At 49.9% G+C, this 17,592-nt stretch carries 17 protein-coding genes; 13 read left to right on the top strand and 4 right to left on the bottom strand.

All coding sequences use genetic code 11. The features are described 5' to 3' along the window. Positions 1 to 72: 72 nt before the first annotated feature. Positions 73 to 2,016, bottom strand: a complete 1,944-nt coding sequence (locus JWG88_RS11190; RefSeq protein WP_205233844.1) for a sensor histidine kinase — start codon at positions 2,014 to 2,016, stop codon at positions 73 to 75. Positions 2,017 to 2,459: 443 nt separating this feature from the next. On the opposite strand from JWG88_RS11190, the gene JWG88_RS11185 reads away from it, so the two are divergent. From JWG88_RS11185 to JWG88_RS11170, 4 genes are all read left to right on the top strand, one after another. Continuing rightward, entirely contained in the window at positions 2,460 to 3,347 is an 888-nt protein-coding gene (locus JWG88_RS11185) for a DMT family transporter (protein WP_205233843.1), read from the top strand. A 164-nt stretch (positions 3,348 to 3,511) separates the two neighbouring features. Continuing rightward, a complete protein-coding gene (dtd, locus tag JWG88_RS11180; RefSeq protein ID WP_205233842.1) occupies positions 3,512 to 3,961 on the top strand; it encodes a D-aminoacyl-tRNA deacylase in 450 nt (149 codons plus the stop codon). 21 nt (positions 3,962 to 3,982) lie between these two features. Next, a complete protein-coding gene (locus JWG88_RS11175) occupies positions 3,983 to 6,901 on the top strand; it encodes an insulinase family protein (RefSeq protein ID WP_205233841.1) in 2,919 nt (972 codons plus the stop codon). 2 nt (positions 6,902 to 6,903) lie between these two features. Then, positions 6,904 to 7,521 (top strand): class I SAM-dependent methyltransferase, encoded by a 618-nt coding sequence (locus JWG88_RS11170; RefSeq protein WP_205233840.1) that lies wholly within the window; start codon positions 6,904 to 6,906, stop codon positions 7,519 to 7,521. Positions 7,522 to 7,591: 70 nt separating this feature from the next. Here the strand turns inward: JWG88_RS11170 and JWG88_RS11165 are convergent, their stop codons facing one another. Beyond that, a complete protein-coding gene (locus JWG88_RS11165) occupies positions 7,592 to 8,611 on the bottom strand; it encodes an amino acid ABC transporter substrate-binding protein (protein WP_205233839.1) in 1,020 nt (339 codons plus the stop codon). A gap of 286 nt (positions 8,612 to 8,897) precedes the next feature. Here JWG88_RS11165 and rsmB point away from each other — a divergent pair, with 286 nt between their 5' ends. The 8 genes from rsmB (at position 8,898) to JWG88_RS11125 (ending at position 16,250) form a co-directional block, all read left to right on the top strand. Further along, entirely contained in the window at positions 8,898 to 10,259 is a 1,362-nt protein-coding gene (gene rsmB, locus JWG88_RS11160) for a 16S rRNA (cytosine(967)-C(5))-methyltransferase RsmB (protein ID WP_205233838.1), read from the top strand. A gap of 454 nt (positions 10,260 to 10,713) precedes the next feature. Continuing rightward, positions 10,714 to 11,313, top strand: a complete 600-nt coding sequence (locus tag JWG88_RS11155; RefSeq protein WP_205233837.1) for a DUF6657 family protein — start codon at positions 10,714 to 10,716, stop codon at positions 11,311 to 11,313. A gap of 3 nt (positions 11,314 to 11,316) precedes the next feature. Continuing rightward, positions 11,317 to 12,417 (top strand): M24 family metallopeptidase, encoded by a 1,101-nt coding sequence (locus tag JWG88_RS11150; protein ID WP_205233836.1) that lies wholly within the window; start codon positions 11,317 to 11,319, stop codon positions 12,415 to 12,417. Between the two features lie 91 nt (positions 12,418 to 12,508). Beyond that, positions 12,509 to 12,841 (top strand): hypothetical protein, encoded by a 333-nt coding sequence (locus JWG88_RS11145; protein WP_205233835.1) that lies wholly within the window; start codon positions 12,509 to 12,511, stop codon positions 12,839 to 12,841. Between the two features lie 20 nt (positions 12,842 to 12,861). Then, positions 12,862 to 13,260, top strand: coding sequence for an acyl-CoA thioester hydrolase YciA (yciA, locus tag JWG88_RS11140; protein WP_205233834.1), 399 nt, complete (start codon positions 12,862 to 12,864; stop codon positions 13,258 to 13,260). Positions 13,261 to 13,341: 81 nt separating this feature from the next. Beyond that, positions 13,342 to 13,707: a hypothetical protein gene (locus JWG88_RS11135; RefSeq protein WP_205233833.1), complete on the top strand. Its 366-nt coding sequence runs from the start codon at positions 13,342 to 13,344 to the stop codon at positions 13,705 to 13,707. Positions 13,708 to 13,768: 61 nt separating this feature from the next. Next, positions 13,769 to 15,427 carry a flagellar assembly protein A gene (locus JWG88_RS11130; protein ID WP_205233832.1) on the top strand — a complete coding sequence of 553 codons (1,659 nt, stop codon included), beginning with the start codon at positions 13,769 to 13,771 and terminating at the stop codon, positions 15,425 to 15,427. 178 nt (positions 15,428 to 15,605) lie between these two features. After that, the gene (locus tag JWG88_RS11125; RefSeq protein WP_205233831.1) at positions 15,606 to 16,250 is read left to right on the top strand and encodes a CBS domain-containing protein; all 645 of its coding nucleotides are present in this window, start codon (positions 15,606 to 15,608) and stop codon (positions 16,248 to 16,250) included. Positions 16,251 to 16,256: 6 nt separating this feature from the next. Here the strand turns inward: JWG88_RS11125 and JWG88_RS22165 are convergent, their stop codons facing one another. Continuing rightward, positions 16,257 to 16,748, bottom strand: coding sequence for a YkgJ family cysteine cluster protein (locus JWG88_RS22165; RefSeq protein ID WP_205233830.1), 492 nt, complete (start codon positions 16,746 to 16,748; stop codon positions 16,257 to 16,259). 207 nt (positions 16,749 to 16,955) lie between these two features. Between JWG88_RS22165 and JWG88_RS11115 the strand changes: the two genes are divergently transcribed. Beyond that, positions 16,956 to 17,216: a hypothetical protein gene (locus JWG88_RS11115; protein ID WP_205233829.1), complete on the top strand. Its 261-nt coding sequence runs from the start codon at positions 16,956 to 16,958 to the stop codon at positions 17,214 to 17,216. 137 nt (positions 17,217 to 17,353) lie between these two features. Here the strand turns inward: JWG88_RS11115 and JWG88_RS11110 are convergent, their stop codons facing one another. Next, a complete protein-coding gene (locus JWG88_RS11110) occupies positions 17,354 to 17,590 on the bottom strand; it encodes a phenylalanine--tRNA ligase subunit alpha (RefSeq protein WP_205233828.1) in 237 nt (78 codons plus the stop codon). Positions 17,591 to 17,592 lie beyond the last annotated feature (2 nt).

Here is a 17,592-nt window from a genome sequence, read left to right as displayed (position 1 = left end):
TAAGGTACGTCGTAATGATAGAAAATTTGTAGCAACGAAGAAGATGAAGAGTTTTTACGACGCCATCAACATTCATTTAACCGGTAAACGCATAATTACCGTTGTCCCAACTCCGACGGTGCTTTCTATTTCGATTGTTCCCAGATGGGCCTCCACTATCTGCTTGCTTATGGCAAGGCCTAATCCGGTCCCCTTTGCCTTAGTGGTAAAAAATGGTTCATACACCTCGTTAAGATTTTCCCGGGGAATTCCCTGACCGGTATCTTCCGTAACAATCTGCAGCATCTCACTATCAAGAAAGGTGGAAATTGTCAGCGTTCCTCCCTCTTTCATGGCTGCGGCGCCGTTGAGGATAAGATTCATCATGACCTGACGGAGCTGGTCGGCATCAATGCTGATCTCGGGTAGGCCGTCCGAGAAATTCTTCTGCAGGGAGATATTTTCCGTTTCGGCATGGCTCCGGGCAAAATCAACTATCTGATCAAGAAGATCGTTAATATCAACCTGCTCAAAGGATAGTTTTGGCGCCCTGGCAAAATCGAGCAGATTCTGCACAATTTTTACACATCTCTTGCTCTCCTGTTTGATTTCCTGAATGAAGTGAAAGTTGGGATCATTTTCATCAAGCTTTTTTTCAAGATGACAGGCATATCCCAGGATCACCCCCATGGGGTTATTGATCTCATGGGCGACACCGGAGGAGAGGACTCCGATCGATGCCATTTTTTCCATTTTGGCGAGCTTTTCCTCAAGGACCTTATCCCTCTGGATCAAGTCGGACATGGTATTTATGGCGATAGCCAGTTTTTTCAGCTCTTCGGCTTCCGGAACGGTTATTTTTCTTACCAAACGGCTTCCCCCGGCCCGGGCTATCTCCTCGGTCATCATGAAAATTGGAAAAGTGAAGCGTTTGGCAACATAAAATGTAATCAGACCGGCTACACCTGAGACCAGCAGGCTGAAAAATATCACACTTGCCATGATATGCTTCTTGGTTGCCGCCGCCCTGCCGAAAAGTTCATCCTCGTAGGCCTCGACGAAGACCACCCAGTCCCAGGGAGGAAAATATTCCAGCTTAGCAATTCTGACTCGAGGTTTTTTATCCGGCTCCTGCTCCTGGAGTGACCGCATCCAGCCGGAGGTCTGTTTTTTTTCACAAAGCCGGTGCAGCATCTCCTGTCCTTCTCCATCCAGCCAGAAATTCACACTCTGCCCCTCATAGTGGGGGTGAATGGCCAGCCTGCCGCTGCAGTCCGCCGCATAAATAAATCCTGATTTGCCGACCTTTTTCTCCTTCAGCTTTTTTTTGAGATCATCAAAAGCACGGTTTTTAAAAGGTTGTTCATCATAAATTTCATCAAGATAATTGCCGGCGGATATGACCCACCCCCATTCGGAAAAGAAACGGTAGGCCACAACTTTTTCACGGGGACGAGTATCGCCAAGGAGTGCATTCTTCCAGGAATAGGCAGTAAATAAAACCTCGCCGGGAGGAGCCTTGACGGCTGAATCACACATTTCCTTGATGAAATACCGCCCGGCCTCATCCTTTGAATCGAAGATATTCTTGCCCTCGGAAACCGGATGGACCAGCAGCTTGCCGCCGCTGTCCATCACGGTTATATACCCGCCCTCACCGATACTGGCAAATTTGAGGCCGTTTTTGGCGGCTATCTTGGCGCCTTGAGAGGGCAGCTCACGACGGATCGACTGTTCATACTGCGTCTCCACCAGGTTATAGGCCAGATCGACTATATCACGAAGTTTTCTGCGAACCGCCTCTTCCCTTTCCTGCTGATAGACTTCGTACTGGCGATAATGGCCGTCAATCAGATCCAGCGAGAAATCACTCATATGCTGGAAATCGTCCCTGGTGGCGCGGGTGATACCTTCATATGCCAGCTCCATAGAGACATTGCTGACAAAAAAAGCGATGAGCAGCAGAGGGACGAGCACAAGAGGCATGACCATTATCAGCAATTTCCAGCGCAGTTGCAAATGGCGAAACCAATACATTTTCCGTACCCCCTGCAATATCAGGCTGTACAGCCCTGAAGACCGATTAACGGAAGCTTCCCAGAGCAATATCAAAATTGATAATCTTGTAAAAAGTCATCGAAGTCGCAGAGATGGTTTCTACGATAAGTGTCCGTATGGGCATAAACTCCGACTTCGAGAAAGCTTGATCTACAACGACGTAGATCGAGCTTTTTGCGAGTCCGTCAGATTGAAGAATTCATCTCTCACTCAATCATATCTCTTAAAGTCACTCCACGCTATGGCGAAACTTTCCGCACAAGATACCAGAATTCTATTTTATACTCAACATTGGTGCTTTCCGAACAATGATGGGTATGTGCCGGACCAGGAAAAAGATTCGGCTCTCCATAAGCGGTTGACACCTAAACCGAGCAGTTGTATATGCCATAACTGTTAGAAAAAATATCAGGGAGCCATCCATGCAATTTGTCACCTATTTAACTCTCGTCCTGACCATGCTTTTCTGGGGAGGGACCTTCATCGCCGGAAGAGCGCTGGCAGGCGAAGTAAATCCGGCCAACGCCGCTTTCATCCGATTCGCGATCGCCACGGTCGCCCTGTTCTTCCTGACACTTCTCTCCGACGGCAGAATTTCCATCCCTCCGCGAAAGACGTGGCTTCCTCTTCTTCTTCTCGGCCTGACCGGTGTGTTCAGTTATAATGTCTTCTTCTTCACGGGGCTGCAATATATCTCTGCGGGAAGAGCGGCACTGATCATCGCCCTGAACCCTCTGGCAATCACGATATTCGCCTCCCTCTTTCTCAAAGAACCTCTTACCGCCAAACAGTTCGGTGGCATTCTGCTCTCTCTTACCGGTGCTGTTTTCGTGATCAGCAACGGGCATCCCGCTGAGATTTTTTCCACAGGTTTCGGAGTTGGAGAAATCACCTTACTGGGCTGTGTTGTCAGCTGGGTAGCCTACAGCCTGATTGGCCGCGTTGTCCTGGTATCGCTGTCGCCGCTGGCTTCTGTCTTCTACTCGTCGCTCATCGGCTCCATCCTCCTGTTTTTTCCTGCCGCTTATTACGGGTTATTTTCAAATCTCGGCCATATTGACGCTATGAACTGGCTCGGCCTGACCTATCTCGGTTTTTTCGGAACAGCGTTGGGTTTTTCTCTGTATTATAGAGCCATCAAGAATATCGGCGCCACACGTTCCGGAGTATTCATCAATCTTGTACCGCTCTTCTCCATTCTCCTCTCCTGGATTTTATTGGGGGAGTCCATCAAAGGCGTGGTAATTCTGGGTGGCATCATGCTGCTGTCAGGTGTTTCCATTACGAACTACTTCCGCAGCAGAACCTGAGGCTTTGCCGGTCAGGACACTCAAGCTGTTTTCATTTCAATGAAAATTGTGTATCCTGCCGGATCATGCTGCCGATCAGGTTCCGGTAAAGTGCAGATCATGAGAACCGGATCACACCCTTTGATACGGCAGCGGATATACACGACAACGGAAGAGGAACAGATATGCGGGCGGTCATACAGCGGGTCAGCCGGGCAGCAGTTACGGCAGATGGTGTAACAGTCGGAGAAATAGCAGACGGTCTCCTGGTGCTTCTGGGTATTCATGCCGAGGACGGCGACGCCGAAATTAGTTGGATGGCAGAGAAAATCGCAAATCTTCGAGTATTTGCCGACAATGACGGCAAGATGAACCTTTCTCTTTTGGATATTGCAGGAGAGATGCTTATTGTTTCACAATTCACCCTTTATGGGGATTGCCGCAAAGGTCGAAGGCCCGGTTATTCAACTGCGGCGCCGCCGGAAACAGCGGAACCGCTCTATCATAAATTCATTACACAGGTGCAGGCTCTTGATATCAAGACTGCCACCGGCCAATTCGGGGCAATGATGCAGGTCACGCTGACCAACGACGGCCCGGTAACATTGCTGCTTGACTCGGATAAAATATTTTAACTCAACGCATAAGGCCTCTCAATGACATATACAGTCGGACAAAGCTACCATGGCTTTACCTTAAAAGAATATCAGCATATCGAGGAAATCCACGCCAATGTCTACCTCTTCATCCATGATGTTCTCGACTGCCCGCTCCTTGCTATAAAAAATGATGACGTCAACAAAACTTTCACGGTTTCCTTCAACACCGTACCCACCGATTCCACAGGGGTTGCCCACATTCTTGAACATTCGGTCCTGATGGGATCGAAGCGATATCCGATCAAGGACGTTTTCGGGGAAATCAATAAAGGGGGCTTGACGACCTTTCTCAATGCCATGACCGGCTCAGACATCACCTATTACCCTTTCGCGACCCGCAACATGAAGGAATATTTGAACATTATGGATGTCTATTGTGATGTGGTCTTCCATCCGCTTCTGCAGCGCACTACCTTCGAGCAGGAGGGCTGGCATTACCATAAAGAATCCCAAGAAAGCGAACTGCAGTTTCAAGGTGTGGTCTACAACGAAATGAAAGGGGCCTTCTCAGACCCGATAAGGTTGATATTTCACCATATATTCGGAGGCCTGATGCCCGGCTCCACCTATGCCCATGAATCAGGCGGCGACCCGAAAAACATTCCCGACTTGACCTACGAACAATTCTGTGAATTCCACAAACATCACTATCATCCTTCCAACGGCACCTTTTTCATTTACGGTGATGCCGATCTTGACCGCGAGCTCGAATTTCTGCAGAAAAGATTTTTGCTTCGTTATGAAGACAAGGAAGAACGCCGAGAGATCGAGGTAGGCGGACTGGCCTCCGAAACTGTATTCATAGAAGACAGTTACGGCGTCGAGTCCGAAGATATCGAAGGAAAAACATTTATTGCCGTGGGCACCACGGTTTCAACCGTGAAAAACCGGCAGCGCAATACGGCCTTCCAGATTATTGCCAACATTCTCTATAATTCCGACGGCTCCCCCTTGAAGCAAGCCATCATATCGAGTGGAATATGCAAGGATTTCGGGGGATTTTATCTTTCTTCATCCTGTTTTCGCACCTTTATGATCACCTATCTTGTCGGTTGCGAGGTAGAGAAGAGAGACGCCTTTCTGGAACTCTACCATTCCACCCTGAAATCGATGGTAGCAGACGGCCTCGATCGCGACCTGGTCATCTCCGAACTCAACAAATATGAATTCACCGCCCGTGAAGAATCTTCCAAGGCTCAACGCGGTCTCGATTTAATAAGCAAGGCCATGGCCGCCTTTAAATATGGCACCGATCCTTTTGAAAATCTGGTTAACGAAGAGCTGATCCGCACAGTGCGGGACAAGGCGCTGAAGGAGAACTATTTTGAAGAGCTCATCAGCAAATTTCTGCTCGGCAACGACTCCACCGTGGTTGTCACCCTGAAACCCGATCCGGCAAAGGGTAAGAAAACCTTCAAGGAAGAGGAGGCCAGACTGGCCGAATTCAGCAAAACGCTGGATCAGGAGAAAGAGAAGCAACTCATAGCCAGAACCCATGAACTGATGAACCTGCAGCTTCAGCCCAATGACGAGGAAACCCTGAAAAAACTGCCCCATCTTGAAATTTCCGATCTCCCTGTTTCCGTTGACTTCCACACCGTCGAGCCGACCCGGATGTTCGACAGGGAGGTTCTGGTAAGTGAGCTGATCACCAACCGCATCAGCTACCTCGACGTCGGTTTTGATTTTAAAGCGCTGCCGACCCGGCTGCTGCCCTGGCTTGATCTCTTTGGAACAATCGTTACTGAAATCGGCACCGAAAAGATGGATTATATGCATTTTGCCAAGGAGGTCGCCACCTGCACCGGCAATTTCTTCCACTCAGTCAATACCTACATGAAAAAAGGGGAGCCCGGCCTGGTGCGGCCTGTCTTCTGGCTGCATACCAAATGTCTGCCGGCCTACCTGGAAAGAACCCTTGATCTCATCAGCAGCGTCCTCTCGAGCCCATCTCTTGCCGACCGCAGGAGGATCCGGGAAATCGTCAGCCGCGAATTCGCCTGGAGCGAGCACTCGGCCCAGAGTGAAGGATACAATCTGCCGGCGATCAGGGTGCTGGCCCATCTCAGCGAGGCGGGCTACTACAATGAGCTGATCAACGGCATCACCTCCTACCAGATGTTAAAGAAGCTGGCCACCAGCTACGATGCAGAGGAAGAACGGTTTCTTGAGGGATTGCAGGAAATTACCACGTTGCTCTTCAACCGCAATAATCTGATACTCGGCATCGCCGGTGAGGAAGAGGAAATCTCCACTTTTTCAAGAGCGGCCTCATCATTGATAGATGTCCTGCCGGATTCGCCGGTTTCACCGGTCCCGCTGGAGACTGCTCAGCTTCCTGCTCATGAGGCTTTCATCACTTCTGCGGAAATCGTATTTGCCGTCCAGGGCGGACAACTGCTGCCCCAGGGCAAAGGCTACAGCGGACAATTCGAGGTACTGAAAACCTTTCTCTCGCGGGATTATCTGTGGAACAGCGTGCGCCAGATGGGAGGCGCCTATGGCTGTTTTGTCCAGTTCAGCAGCATATCGGGCAACATTGCCTTTGTCAGTTATCGTGATCCACAAGTAAAGAAAACCTATGACGCCTACAGCAAAATCCCCGATGTCGTCGCCAAACTTGACCTGCCGCAGAAAGTTCTGCAGCAGATCATCATAGGGACCTATGGTAATTTTAACCCGCACCAGAGTCCATCGACTAAAGCGGCTGTCGCCAGAAATGAGTATTTCAGCGGCGTAACTGCGGAATACAAACAACAAAGACTCGAGGAGATCACTTCGACCACCGTTGATGACCTGCGCTCCTATGCCCCTGCGTTCAGGGAAATGATGCAGCACTCCCACAGGTCCATTATCGGCAACCGTGCCAAGATAGAAGCAGATAGAGACCTTTTTGATACTTTAACCGAACTATAGTGATGGAAAGTAACTTTGACAGAAAATCCCGGGATTGGGACAAGAAACAGACACGCAGGGAAATGGCTGCCGCTGTCACCCGGAGCATTGCCGAACTGCCGCTTCATTCCGGCATGCGTGCCATGGATTTCGGCTGCGGCACCGGGCTTATCAGTCTGCCCCTTGCCCCAAAGCTTGGCAAAATCATTGCCCTTGATTCATCACCGGGCATGATTGAAGTGCTGCAGCAGAAAATCGAAGAGCAAGGCATAACCAACATTGAAGGGTACCTGGGCGAAATAACCGTAATAGAACTAGCGCAGGATTTTGATTTCATCTTTACCTCCATGACTCTGCATCATATTGCCGATATCGACACGGTGCTGACCAGATTTTCCGAGCTGCTTATACCAGGCGGTCTTCTTGCCGTCGCCGATCTCGATGCTGAGGATGGCTCCTTCCACAAAGCCGGAGCAGAAGAGCAGCACCACGGTTTTGACCGGCATCTTCTGAGTACGAAACTTCAGGAGAGGGGTTTTGCCAATATTGGATTTCGGACAGTTCACACTATCAGCAAAGAAACAGAAGATGGGACGCAGAGAGATTTCACCGTTTTTCTGGCCACCGCCGAAAAGACATGAGGACATCAATAAAGCGCTAATTCGACGGCGTTATTATGCGTAACAACCGATAATTGAGTGGCCGTGATGATTATTGCAAAGGGGGAGCATAGAGAATCCCGCCCTTATTCCAGAGATTATTGAGGCCACGCTTTAACTTCAGCGGAGAGGATTCACCCAGGTTTCTCTCAAACGACTCGCCATAATTGCCGACCTGCCTGATAATCTGATATGCCCAGCCGTCGGCTAATCCAAGACCCTTGCCGCCGATGCCGGTTTGACCGAGAAAACGCTGGACAGCCTTGCTGGACCTGGCAGCAACCATGGAATCGACATTAGACGAGGTAATCTGCAGTTCTTCGGCATTTATCATGGCAAATACCGTCCATTTGACGATATCAAACCAGAAATCATCCCCCTGACGTACGGCAGGTCCTAGAGGAACAGCGGCAATGACTTCGGGCAGGAAATAGGTTTCAGCCGGCTGCTTCATCTTGCTTCTGATCCCCTGCAGCTGAGCCCTGCCGCCGGTGATAACTTCACACCTTCCGGCTTCGAAGTCCTTGATGATCTGATCGGGTGTATCTGAAACGATGGCTTTGTACTTTAGCTCGCTCTCCTGGAGGTATTCAGCCAGATTCTCTTCGTAAGTCGTGCCGTACTGCAGGCAGACGGAAAAGTCCTTCAGTTCGAGAATGCTTTCCGCCTTGATTCTTTCGGCGACAAGAAAACCCTGTAGATCAAAAAAGGTGATTGCGGCAAAGTTCAAATTCAACGAGCTGTCACGGGTAAGATTCCAGGCATAGTTTCTGGAGAGAATGTCAATCTTCCCCGCCAGCAGCGCCGTGGCCCGCTCTTTGGGGAGTAGCGGAACATATTCAACCTTCGAGGCATCATTGAGGACCGCTGCAGCTACTGCACGGCAGATATCGACGTCGATTCCACTCCAGTTGCCGCTGCCGTTGACATTGGAAAATCCCGGTATGCCCGTGGAAACGCCGCAAAGCAGATGGCCCCGTTCGACCACCTCATCCCGGACAAAGGCGAAAGAGAATGAGGCCCCGAAAAAGAAGAGCAGGACAAAAACGGTAATAGGAAGAAATCTCTTCATTATGAATATATCTGAATTGTAGAGGTTGGCTTCATTTCCGCTGACGGGAAAACTGAAACTTACCAACATTACGCTATATTGTCTACCAGAAGCGACTTAATTGCAACTTTTGCCGATCCTTGCGGGAGACATACCATTTTCCTTGGGCAATGCCGAGAGATTTTTTCTTTTCATGTAATGACTTGTATGAACAAATGCCATTGCAGAAGTTGATTGCCCGAGCAGACGAAATGTGTGATGATAGCAGATCAGAGCTTACTCCGACAACTTTTCCGTTATACAGCAAATGATCAGAACAAATTCCAGATTCATCGCCATTGAAACCCTCCATCAACTGCGCAGCACACATACGCCTCTGCCGCTGCTGTTCCAGCGGATCTGCGAGAACTACGCGCTTGAGGGAGCCGACCGGGCGCTGGCAATGAACCTCATCTATGGTGTTCTGCGTAATTATCAGTACCTTGAAATTGTGATGACCAGGCTGTGCAAAACCCCCTTGAAGAAGCTCCACCCTCTGGTGTTCCAAGGTCTTGCCGTGGGTCTCTACCAGATTCTTTTCCTCAGCCGCATACCGCCGTCCGCCGCGGTCAACGAAACCGTCAACGGCATAAAGGCCGCCAAGGCGCCCAGAAGACTGCATGGCTTCGTCAACGGTGTGCTGCGGCAGAGCATCCGCCAACGCGATTCGTTGCCGCAGCCAGGCGATCCTGGAGAAGACGGTGAACCGGTTCTCAACCATCCCGACTGGCTGACCACACGCTGGACCAGCCGTTTCGGCAAAAGAGGCATGCAGGCTATCTGCAAAAGCAACAACCTCCGGCAGCCGCTGACCCTGCGCATTAATCGCCAGAGAATTGAGCCCACGGAATACCTTTCTCTTCTGGCCAAACAAAACATAACCGCTGCCTCAGGCAGATATGCACCCGACGCCGTTATCCTGCAGGAATACAGTGGTGCGGTAACCGCCCTTCCAGGGTTTCGGGAAGGATATTTCCAGGTGCAGGGCGAGGCCGCCCAACTTACCGCGTTGCTTCTTCGGCCAGTCCAGCACAAAGGCAGCTACCTCGACGGCTGTGCCGGACTCGGCGGCAAAACCGCCCATCTCCTGCAGCTCCTTGCGCCCCACCAGGCACGGCTTATCGCCGTCGAACCGGAGGAGCGGCGCCGCAATAAACTGCTAAGCAGCGTTAAACCTCTTGCTTCGCCGGAAACATTCTCCCTGTTCGCAGGCAACCTGCAGGAATTCGTGAAGAGTGAGACACAGTCCTTTAACGGCATTCTCATTGATGCGCCCTGCTCCGGCACCGGTGTAATCGGCAGACAGCCTGATATTCGCTGGAGGCGACGACCAGAGGATATAACCAGATACAGTGCTATACAGAAAGAACTTCTCAACCTGGGCGGCTCGGCCCTGCTGCCCGGCGGCGTACTTGTGTATGCTACCTGCTCCCTGGAACATGAAGAAAACATTGATAATGTCTCTGCATTTCTCGAGGAAAGAAAGGATTTTTCCCTGTCCGACTGTACCCCCTGGCTACCTGAAGAGGCCTCCCCCCTCATCAGAAATCGATGTTTTCAACCACTTCCTTCGCAAAACATCGACGGCTTTTTTGCCGCTCGGCTTGTCCGTAATATCACTGATGATTAGTTTATGCCTGATTGCTTTTAGCCCGGCTAAACGCCGTTTTTGAAAAAGGATGAATTTGCCCCTGAGTCCGGACACATGCAGCGGGTTGAATTTTCTAAAATAATTGGAGTTTGTAACTATTCAGCAAGAAGTTAAAAACCGGCAGTTTGCCCTGAACTGTAACTGTTCAGCAGCGCTCCAGGTAAGCACCCTGACGGGCATAAACTCCGACTTCGAGCAGCCCGGAAAAAGCTATAGTGTGCCTATGTTTTTCGGGCTGATCGTATACAGATGGGGTGCTGCTGAATAGTTACTGGAGTTTTTTGATGACACATCAGCAGAACCTGTATTAAGTTCGGGTCTCTGCTAATCTCACAGATTGTTTTCTTGTTTTTCTTTGCAATAAAAGAATCTGTCTAAAGTTTCTTATTGAGCTCAGCCTGGTGAGTCAAATACAACCGATAGGATATATGTTATGGCGGAAATACGAAGCACCATTGATATGGTTATGGAACGAGCGGCCAAAATGGCAGCCGAATCCAAGGAAGAGACAAGGGGCGGCGATGCCGTCAGGGAAGGCATGCGTCTTGCCGCGGAATACCTGCAAAGCGGAGAGGGCAATAATCTGCATGCTCTGCTGCAAAAACGGGCCAAGGAGGAGCAACCAGCCATTCTCAGGGGCATGACCGATACCCTGCTCCGCAACATTGTTCTTCCCCGCGATGAATTCCTTCTGGAAAGCAGCACCAGGGCGTTGGCCGCCGTGGCCGAACTCGCCCCGGGAGATACAACCTCAACATGTCAGGAACTGCAGCAAATCCTGAACCAGTACAGTCAGCACAAAGAGCAGATGCAGCAGCAGCTTGACGACGCTATCAGGGCACAGCTCGAACAGAAACTGGCACAACAGGGAACGCAGCTTACCGAAGACATGAACATTAATCCGGCGATGCATCCGCAATACAGGGAAGAACTCGAGAAGATGCTGACCAATCTCAACAATCAGTACAACGAAGCACTGGACCAGAGAAAAGAAATGATCCGCCGGCAGCTTTTGCCGCCAAATAACGGCTGATCAATGGATTACTCAGCTCGTCTTGCTCTATTGAGGAAAAGTCTGGCGGGAAAAAAACTTGATGCAATTTTAGTCAGCCGCCCTGAAAACAGGCGCTATCTTAGCGGTTATACCGCTACAGATCATGGCATCTCAGAAACATCCGGGCTTCTCCTGATCACCCGCAAAGGCTCCACTTTCCTGCTCACCGATTTCAGATACCGGGAACAGGCTGAGCGGGAGGCTCGTGGTTTTAAAGTTCTTCTCAACACCAAGGGACTCTTCCATCAACTTAAAAGCCTCCTGCCCGATCTGGGAATTACGTCTCTGGGCTTTGAGTCCGATTACACCCTGCACTCAACCGCTGACAAGCTTTTTGGACTGGGGCGAGACCTGGCCATTAAAATGATACCACTAAACGGCCTCGTCGAGAAAATGCGCCTGGTAAAGAGCAAGGACGAGATTGAATGTATCCGTCAGGCAGTGCATCTTAATGAGCAGGTTTTTCAAAAAACGTTTAAACAGCTCAGCGGCAGGGAAACCGAGATTGAGCTGGCTTTGGAATTAGGCGCGGAAATGCGGCGTCGGGGAGCCGAACGGGAAGGTTTCGATACCATCGTAGCTTCGGGTAATACAAGTTCGCTGCCTCATGCTGTTCCCGGCAGGAATGTCCTTGCTGAAAATGCTCCCGTAGTGATAGACATGGGCCTGGTGCTCAATGGCTATTGCTCGGATATGACCAGATCCTTCTGTTACGGCACAGCCGACACCAGATATCTTGAAATTCACCGCATCGTACGCCGGGCCCAGCTGGCCGCCATCTCTGCAGTTCGCTCGGGGGTTTCGGCAGGATCGGTGGACATGGCCGCACGAAAAATCATCGTGGACGCGGGCTACGGCAAGCATTTCGGTCACGCAGTGGGCCATGGAGTGGGTCTGGCTGTACACGAAGAGCCCAGGATTTCCGCGAAAAGCAGAAAGAAGCTCAAAGCCGGCATGGTAATAACCATAGAACCCGGTATCTATATTCCCGGCTGGGGAGGCATCCGTCTGGAGGACATGGTGGTTGTCAGAGAAGATGGCTGTGAAAATCTGAACACCGATACCACCTGGCTTGACATATGAATGATCGGTTATCAGCTTTTTCGGAGAAAATCAAATAAGCGCCGTCATCACCGCGGAGTTTAATAACCCTAACCTTATTACATCTTAAATTATGCGCCAGATTGTCATAGACGAACTCTCTCCCATGGAAAGGGATAATATCGACTCCTACCTCAAACGATCACTCAAACAGGGACCGATGATCGGACTCTACTGGATTGAACTGAGCCCTGACCTTCTCTCCGAGGTCCAGCAGGGTCATAAAGAATGCGCACCCTTCTATCTCGGAGTGGAAATGGAGAATGAATCCGTCCGCTTCGAACTGCTGGTGCGCAGCGCCGCCAACCTCCACTGCGACTGCATTGCCCATGCAACCCCGGCACAGCGCCGCTTCGTCCTCGACTTTATCGATACCATGGTGGCCGCGGAACATATCAGGTCTTAAACAGCTAAACAATATTCCTTATGAAAGAAAAAGAAGAACCACAGGGAGAGCCAATACTGAGAACTCTGGCAATGCCCGCCGATACCAACCCTCACGGCGACATCTTCGGCGGTTGGATTATGTCTCAAATGGATATCGCCGGCGGCATAAAGGCCAAGGAGGTCTCCGAATCCAGGGTGGTCACTGTCGCTGTCGACTCCATCAAATTTTTAAGGCCGGTTAAAGTCGGCGACGTTGTCTGCTGTTATGGCAAGGTCATTAACATCGGAACCACCTCCATAACCATCTCTTTAGAGATCTGGGTAAAACCGATGCAGGGACCACATAAGGAAAGACGATACAAGGTCACCCAGGCAGCATTCACTTATGTGGCGGTCGATGACGATGGCAACAAACACCCTGTCCTGCAAAGGACATAGCTTCATTATCATTCATATATTCTCGGAGTAATTCTTGTAAGAATTGACTAGCGGAAATACCTTCACTAACGGAGGTAGGAAATGAAGTGTGAAAAATGTACAACCCCAATCTCCCCGGATGACAGCTATCAACATTCAGGGAAGAATCTCTGCGAAGACTGTTATATGGATGCTGTGGCGACTCCCCGGACTTGCGATCCCTGGGCTGTTTACAGTGCCAGGAACACTATGTCTCAGGAGCCGAACCTGACCGACGGGCAGCAAAGAATCTTTGATCTCATTAAAAGCAGAGGCCCCCTGACTATGGAGCAGATCTGCACCCATCTGGGTATCTCCGAAGGTGATTTCCGTTCAAATTTTGCGACACTGAGACATATGGAACTGGCCAGAGGCTGTAAGATGGAGGACGGTATTTTATATACACTATTCGATGAGAGATCAAAATGATACCGCATAGGCAATTTTGGATCAATCTACAGCATCACATCAAGGTAATACGAACAGACGTGTGTCATTGAAGGTTAAAATATTTTTTAAGACAGCTACAATTGCCTGCGGCAAGAAGGAAGCACAGCAGCTCCTTGAAGTAGGCCTGTTGATGCCTTCGGGGGCACTGCTCGCAGCAATCGTAGACAACGGCTCAATGCCCTCCTCAGATGGAGACCAGAAGAATATTAAGCTTATCGCCGGTCCCCTCGTAAAGCTCTCCACAGACGGTCTTTCTCTGCTATCCACCCAACCTGGATACCCAACTCTTGTCCGTGAAGATAATGAAACGACACTACGGATCACTATTAGTCTGGAGCCTCTTTTCTTAATAAGCAAGGATGCCTGGACAGCAAAGATGTCACTCTATCCATCTGCCGATCCAGATTCCCTGCCGGAATGTTCGACAATTCTGGAAATGCTCAAGAATGAAGGTGTCTGCTGGGGAGTCCGGGAAAAAAATATTGCTACGGCTCTCGCCACAATGGAAGCTGATAATCTGCCCCAAAAAAACCATATCGTCGCCCGTGGTCGACTGCCGGTCAATGGCGAGAACGCCAGGTTGCGCCTTGCCTTTTCGACAGCACCGCAATCCGGTAAGGTGCAGGGTGACGGCCGCATAGATTATCGTGAACGCCGTCTTTTCATAGGCGTTGACCAGGGACAGCTGCTGGCTACGAAGGTCAAGGCAACACCAGGGATTCCCGGTGTTGATATCTTTGGCCGTGAAGTTTCTCCAGTACCGGGTAAAGACCTTTTTTTTAAACCCGGTCCGGATATCCTATGCGACCTGGATACAGGCGAAATTCGCGCCGCCTTTGCCGGTGTGCTTTCCGTTATCAATGAAAACAATGTAAAGGTCAGTGCAAAACACGTCATATCCGGTGATATCGATTTCCACACCGGTAACATCGATTCCAGAGATGCGGTTGATATCAGCGGCACGGTAAAGCCAGGCTTCAAAGTAACCACAGGCGGAGACGTAGTTATCGGCGGGAATGTGGAGGCGGCCAACGTCGACAGCCGTGCCAACGTGGTTCTGCGCGGAGGGATCCTGGGTGAGAAGGCTCTTGTCCAGGCTGCTGGCGATGTTGATCTTAATTTCAGTGAAGGCGGTTCCGTTTTCAGCAGGGGGTCGACTATCATCAGGCGCGAGGTTTATTTCAGCACAATCCAGAGCCTGGGAGACATCATCTGCCAAAAGGAATCCAGGGTAGTGGCTTCTGACTTATATGCAGGTGGCAGTATCTCTGTTTTTCAGGTAGATACGGATTCAAGTCCCAATTCCCTGCTTGCTGCAGCCACCGACCCTCTGAGATATGAGCGATACCTCAAACTTCTGAAAAACCTTCATCTAGCTCACGCCAGGATAGAAAAATGGCATCGCCATTTTGGTCCCGGCGCACGCAATGAGGGCTTGGAGGAGCTCGAAGAAGAGCTATCCGATGCCCGCTCCGAACTATTGCCGTTCAATCTTGTCCCGGTTTCATCTGAACACGATAAAACCGGAGGGCTGCGCTATGCATGCAAGCAGAAAATTTCGATACGTGGCTGGATTCAGGCTGGTGCTCTCATCCGTATCGGTAATGCTGAAACAACCTTGCAAAATAACTACGGGAAAGGTTATTTTGCCCTTAACAGTGATACAGACAAGATAGAGTTTCATGGCGCAGCTACATAAAATGGACTCTCAAATGTGATATACAAGTGTTGTTGTTGGCAGATCTCCGACGATACAGACAACACGTCGCATGCCTCAACATCATGCAATGCAAAATTCAGCTTTTATGACGCCATCACACAAGATACTGTTGGCTAATCTGCAGATGCAACTCCATGAAATGCAGGAGGATGTCCCGATGTTTGTAAATTTATGGATGGTAACAGACCCGGTTACGGTCGATCCCGCACAAAACCTTCGCCAGGCAGAAGAACTATTTGCAAAACACCGGATACGCCGTCTGCCGGTAGTTGAGGATGATATTCTAGTCGGGGTGATAAGCCCGGGAGATCTTGAAAAAGCCATGCCTTCCATTCTGGATTCAGAAGGAGGCAATGAGGAGGAATATATTGCCGAGAATACCGAAATCAGAACTGTCATGACCTCCTCCCCCTTGACTGTCTCGGCAGATGATCCGCTGGTAGAGGCAGTTCGTAAAATGCGGATAAACAAAGTGGACGGCCTGCCGGTGGTAGACGGCAACAGGCTGGTGGGCGTAATAAGCATCTCCGATGTCCTTGAAGCCTTTATCGAAGTGATGAGCACGGATAAACCAGGTAGCCGTTTTGATTTGAAAATCGATCATCAGCCGGAGTCATTTTACACCTTGATGAAGATTTTCCAGAAGCAGAACAGGGAAATCCTGGCGATCTACCAGCACCATGGGTTCAGCAAAAATCATCAGCTGGTCACCATCCAGACAAGCGGAAACGATAACGAAAAACTGCTTGATCAATTATGGGACAACAAGGTTACGGTGGAGCGGGTCACACCTATTATTTAGAGGTATTCAGTACTGCGAAAAAGGTTGTAGACCCAGGACTGTACGAGCCTTGTCGCAGAGAAGGTTGCCGATATTCTCCTCCCATGACCTCCTGAACATCCTGCAGGTTGACGGACGATCGTTATAGATGAGGCAACTTACCTTCAATCCTATCTCACCCTGCAATGCTATACAGCGATGCGGCCTTATTTCAGTTCCCTTCATAACTCTTCTTAAATGCCCCGCAGGGAGGGACATGCTACTCAGAAGGTTATTGCCCGTACCTTCCTCTGCCTCATCCTCGGGAAAAGAAACGGGGAAAAATGCACAACAGGCCCCGCACCTCTCACAGATGCCCCGGACTAGAGTTACTTTAATGCGGCCCGGCGACTGAGCAATTGGCTGAGGTAAAGGTGGCGGAGCTCCGCAGTCGGCATGTCCTGCGACAGGGGTGAACTGTTCCGTCAACTGAGAACAGACCGCCCTCTTCCTCTCTTTTTTCCAGAACGTCCAAGGCATACCGGCCTCTCTCATGGTTGGTCATTGCGATGAGCAAAATCCAACAACAGGAATCCTGATTTCGCTTATTCATCTTGCAGCTGCTTCGCACGGCACCTCTTTTTCAGCCGCACTGGAAGACAATCACAATTACTCTATTTTCAGCAGGAGAGCTCCTTAAATTATCTGCAGCAAACGATAACTTAAATGGAGAGGTGAAGGTATGGTTTGAAAGGAATAAAAGAAGTTTATCTTTTTGCGTCTGGAATCATACCTCTATCCCGGGAAAAGTACAGGACAGGATATTCCAGCGTAATTTCAGCAACGAAAGAACAAACGGGAAGAGGCCTCGGCACCTTTTCCATGAAACTGTTGGGGGAGGAAATATTAGGCGGCAGGGTAGAATTTACCTCTTCAGCTCAAAACGGCACCGTTTTTAAGCTCGACTTGCCAGACGATCCTGAAAAAAAGATGCAGAAAGATGAATAATTCAGCTTTCTCAAAGACGGAGTTTATGCCCGTACGGGGCTTATCGCAGAGTTCATCTCGAGTAAATTGTTATCTAAAAAAAATCCCCTGATGCAATAAAAGCTTCAGGGGATTCTAACGTTTCATTCCTGACAATATCACACCAGGGCGTTGATACCGTCACCGGTGATGCCGTACTTGCAGCGCACCGGACTGTCCAGCAGATTGTTCTTTTTCAGCCTGGCAACAGTATCGCTGACCAACTTTTTATCGAGACCGGTTGCTTCGGCAATATCCTTTGCCCCTGCAGGCTTGCCACAGTCCCTGAATGCCAGAAGAACTTTTTTCTCATCTTCTGATAATGCCTTGCTTCTCCCGCATGCACATCCAGCCATCC

This window comes from Desulfopila inferna (assembly GCF_016919005.1).
Classification (GTDB): domain Bacteria; phylum Desulfobacterota; class Desulfobulbia; order Desulfobulbales; family Desulfocapsaceae; genus Desulfopila_A; species Desulfopila_A inferna.
Note: the sequence above shows the minus strand (reverse complement) of the source record. Positions and strands in the feature narration are given on the sequence as shown.

Bases quoted from the DNA above. Each gene is read 5' to 3' on its own strand.
- JWG88_RS11125 (WP_205233831.1), top strand. From the start codon at position 15,606: ATGTTTGTAAATTTATGGATGGTAACAGACCCGGTTACGGTCGATCCC.
- JWG88_RS11110 (WP_205233828.1), bottom strand. From the start codon at position 17,590: ATGGCTGGATGTGCATGCGGGAGAAGCAAGGCATTATCAGAAGATGAG.
- JWG88_RS11185 (WP_205233843.1), top strand. From the start codon at position 2,460: ATGCAATTTGTCACCTATTTAACTCTCGTCCTGACCATGCTTTTCTGG.
- JWG88_RS11170 (WP_205233840.1), top strand. From the start codon at position 6,904: ATGGAAAGTAACTTTGACAGAAAATCCCGGGATTGGGACAAGAAACAG.
- rsmB (WP_205233838.1), top strand. From the start codon at position 8,898: ATGATCAGAACAAATTCCAGATTCATCGCCATTGAAACCCTCCATCAA.
- yciA (WP_205233834.1), top strand. From the start codon at position 12,862: ATGAAAGAAAAAGAAGAACCACAGGGAGAGCCAATACTGAGAACTCTG.
- JWG88_RS11165 (WP_205233839.1), bottom strand. From the start codon at position 8,611: ATGAAGAGATTTCTTCCTATTACCGTTTTTGTCCTGCTCTTCTTTTTC.
- JWG88_RS11135 (WP_205233833.1), top strand. From the start codon at position 13,342: ATGAAGTGTGAAAAATGTACAACCCCAATCTCCCCGGATGACAGCTAT.
- JWG88_RS11155 (WP_205233837.1), top strand. From the start codon at position 10,714: ATGGCGGAAATACGAAGCACCATTGATATGGTTATGGAACGAGCGGCC.
- dtd (WP_205233842.1), top strand. From the start codon at position 3,512: ATGCGGGCGGTCATACAGCGGGTCAGCCGGGCAGCAGTTACGGCAGAT.
- JWG88_RS11150 (WP_205233836.1), top strand. From the start codon at position 11,317: ATGGATTACTCAGCTCGTCTTGCTCTATTGAGGAAAAGTCTGGCGGGA.
- JWG88_RS11175 (WP_205233841.1), top strand. From the start codon at position 3,983: ATGACATATACAGTCGGACAAAGCTACCATGGCTTTACCTTAAAAGAA.
- JWG88_RS22165 (WP_205233830.1), bottom strand. From the start codon at position 16,748: ATGCCTTGGACGTTCTGGAAAAAAGAGAGGAAGAGGGCGGTCTGTTCT.
- JWG88_RS11145 (WP_205233835.1), top strand. From the start codon at position 12,509: ATGCGCCAGATTGTCATAGACGAACTCTCTCCCATGGAAAGGGATAAT.
- JWG88_RS11190 (WP_205233844.1), bottom strand. From the start codon at position 2,016: ATGTATTGGTTTCGCCATTTGCAACTGCGCTGGAAATTGCTGATAATG.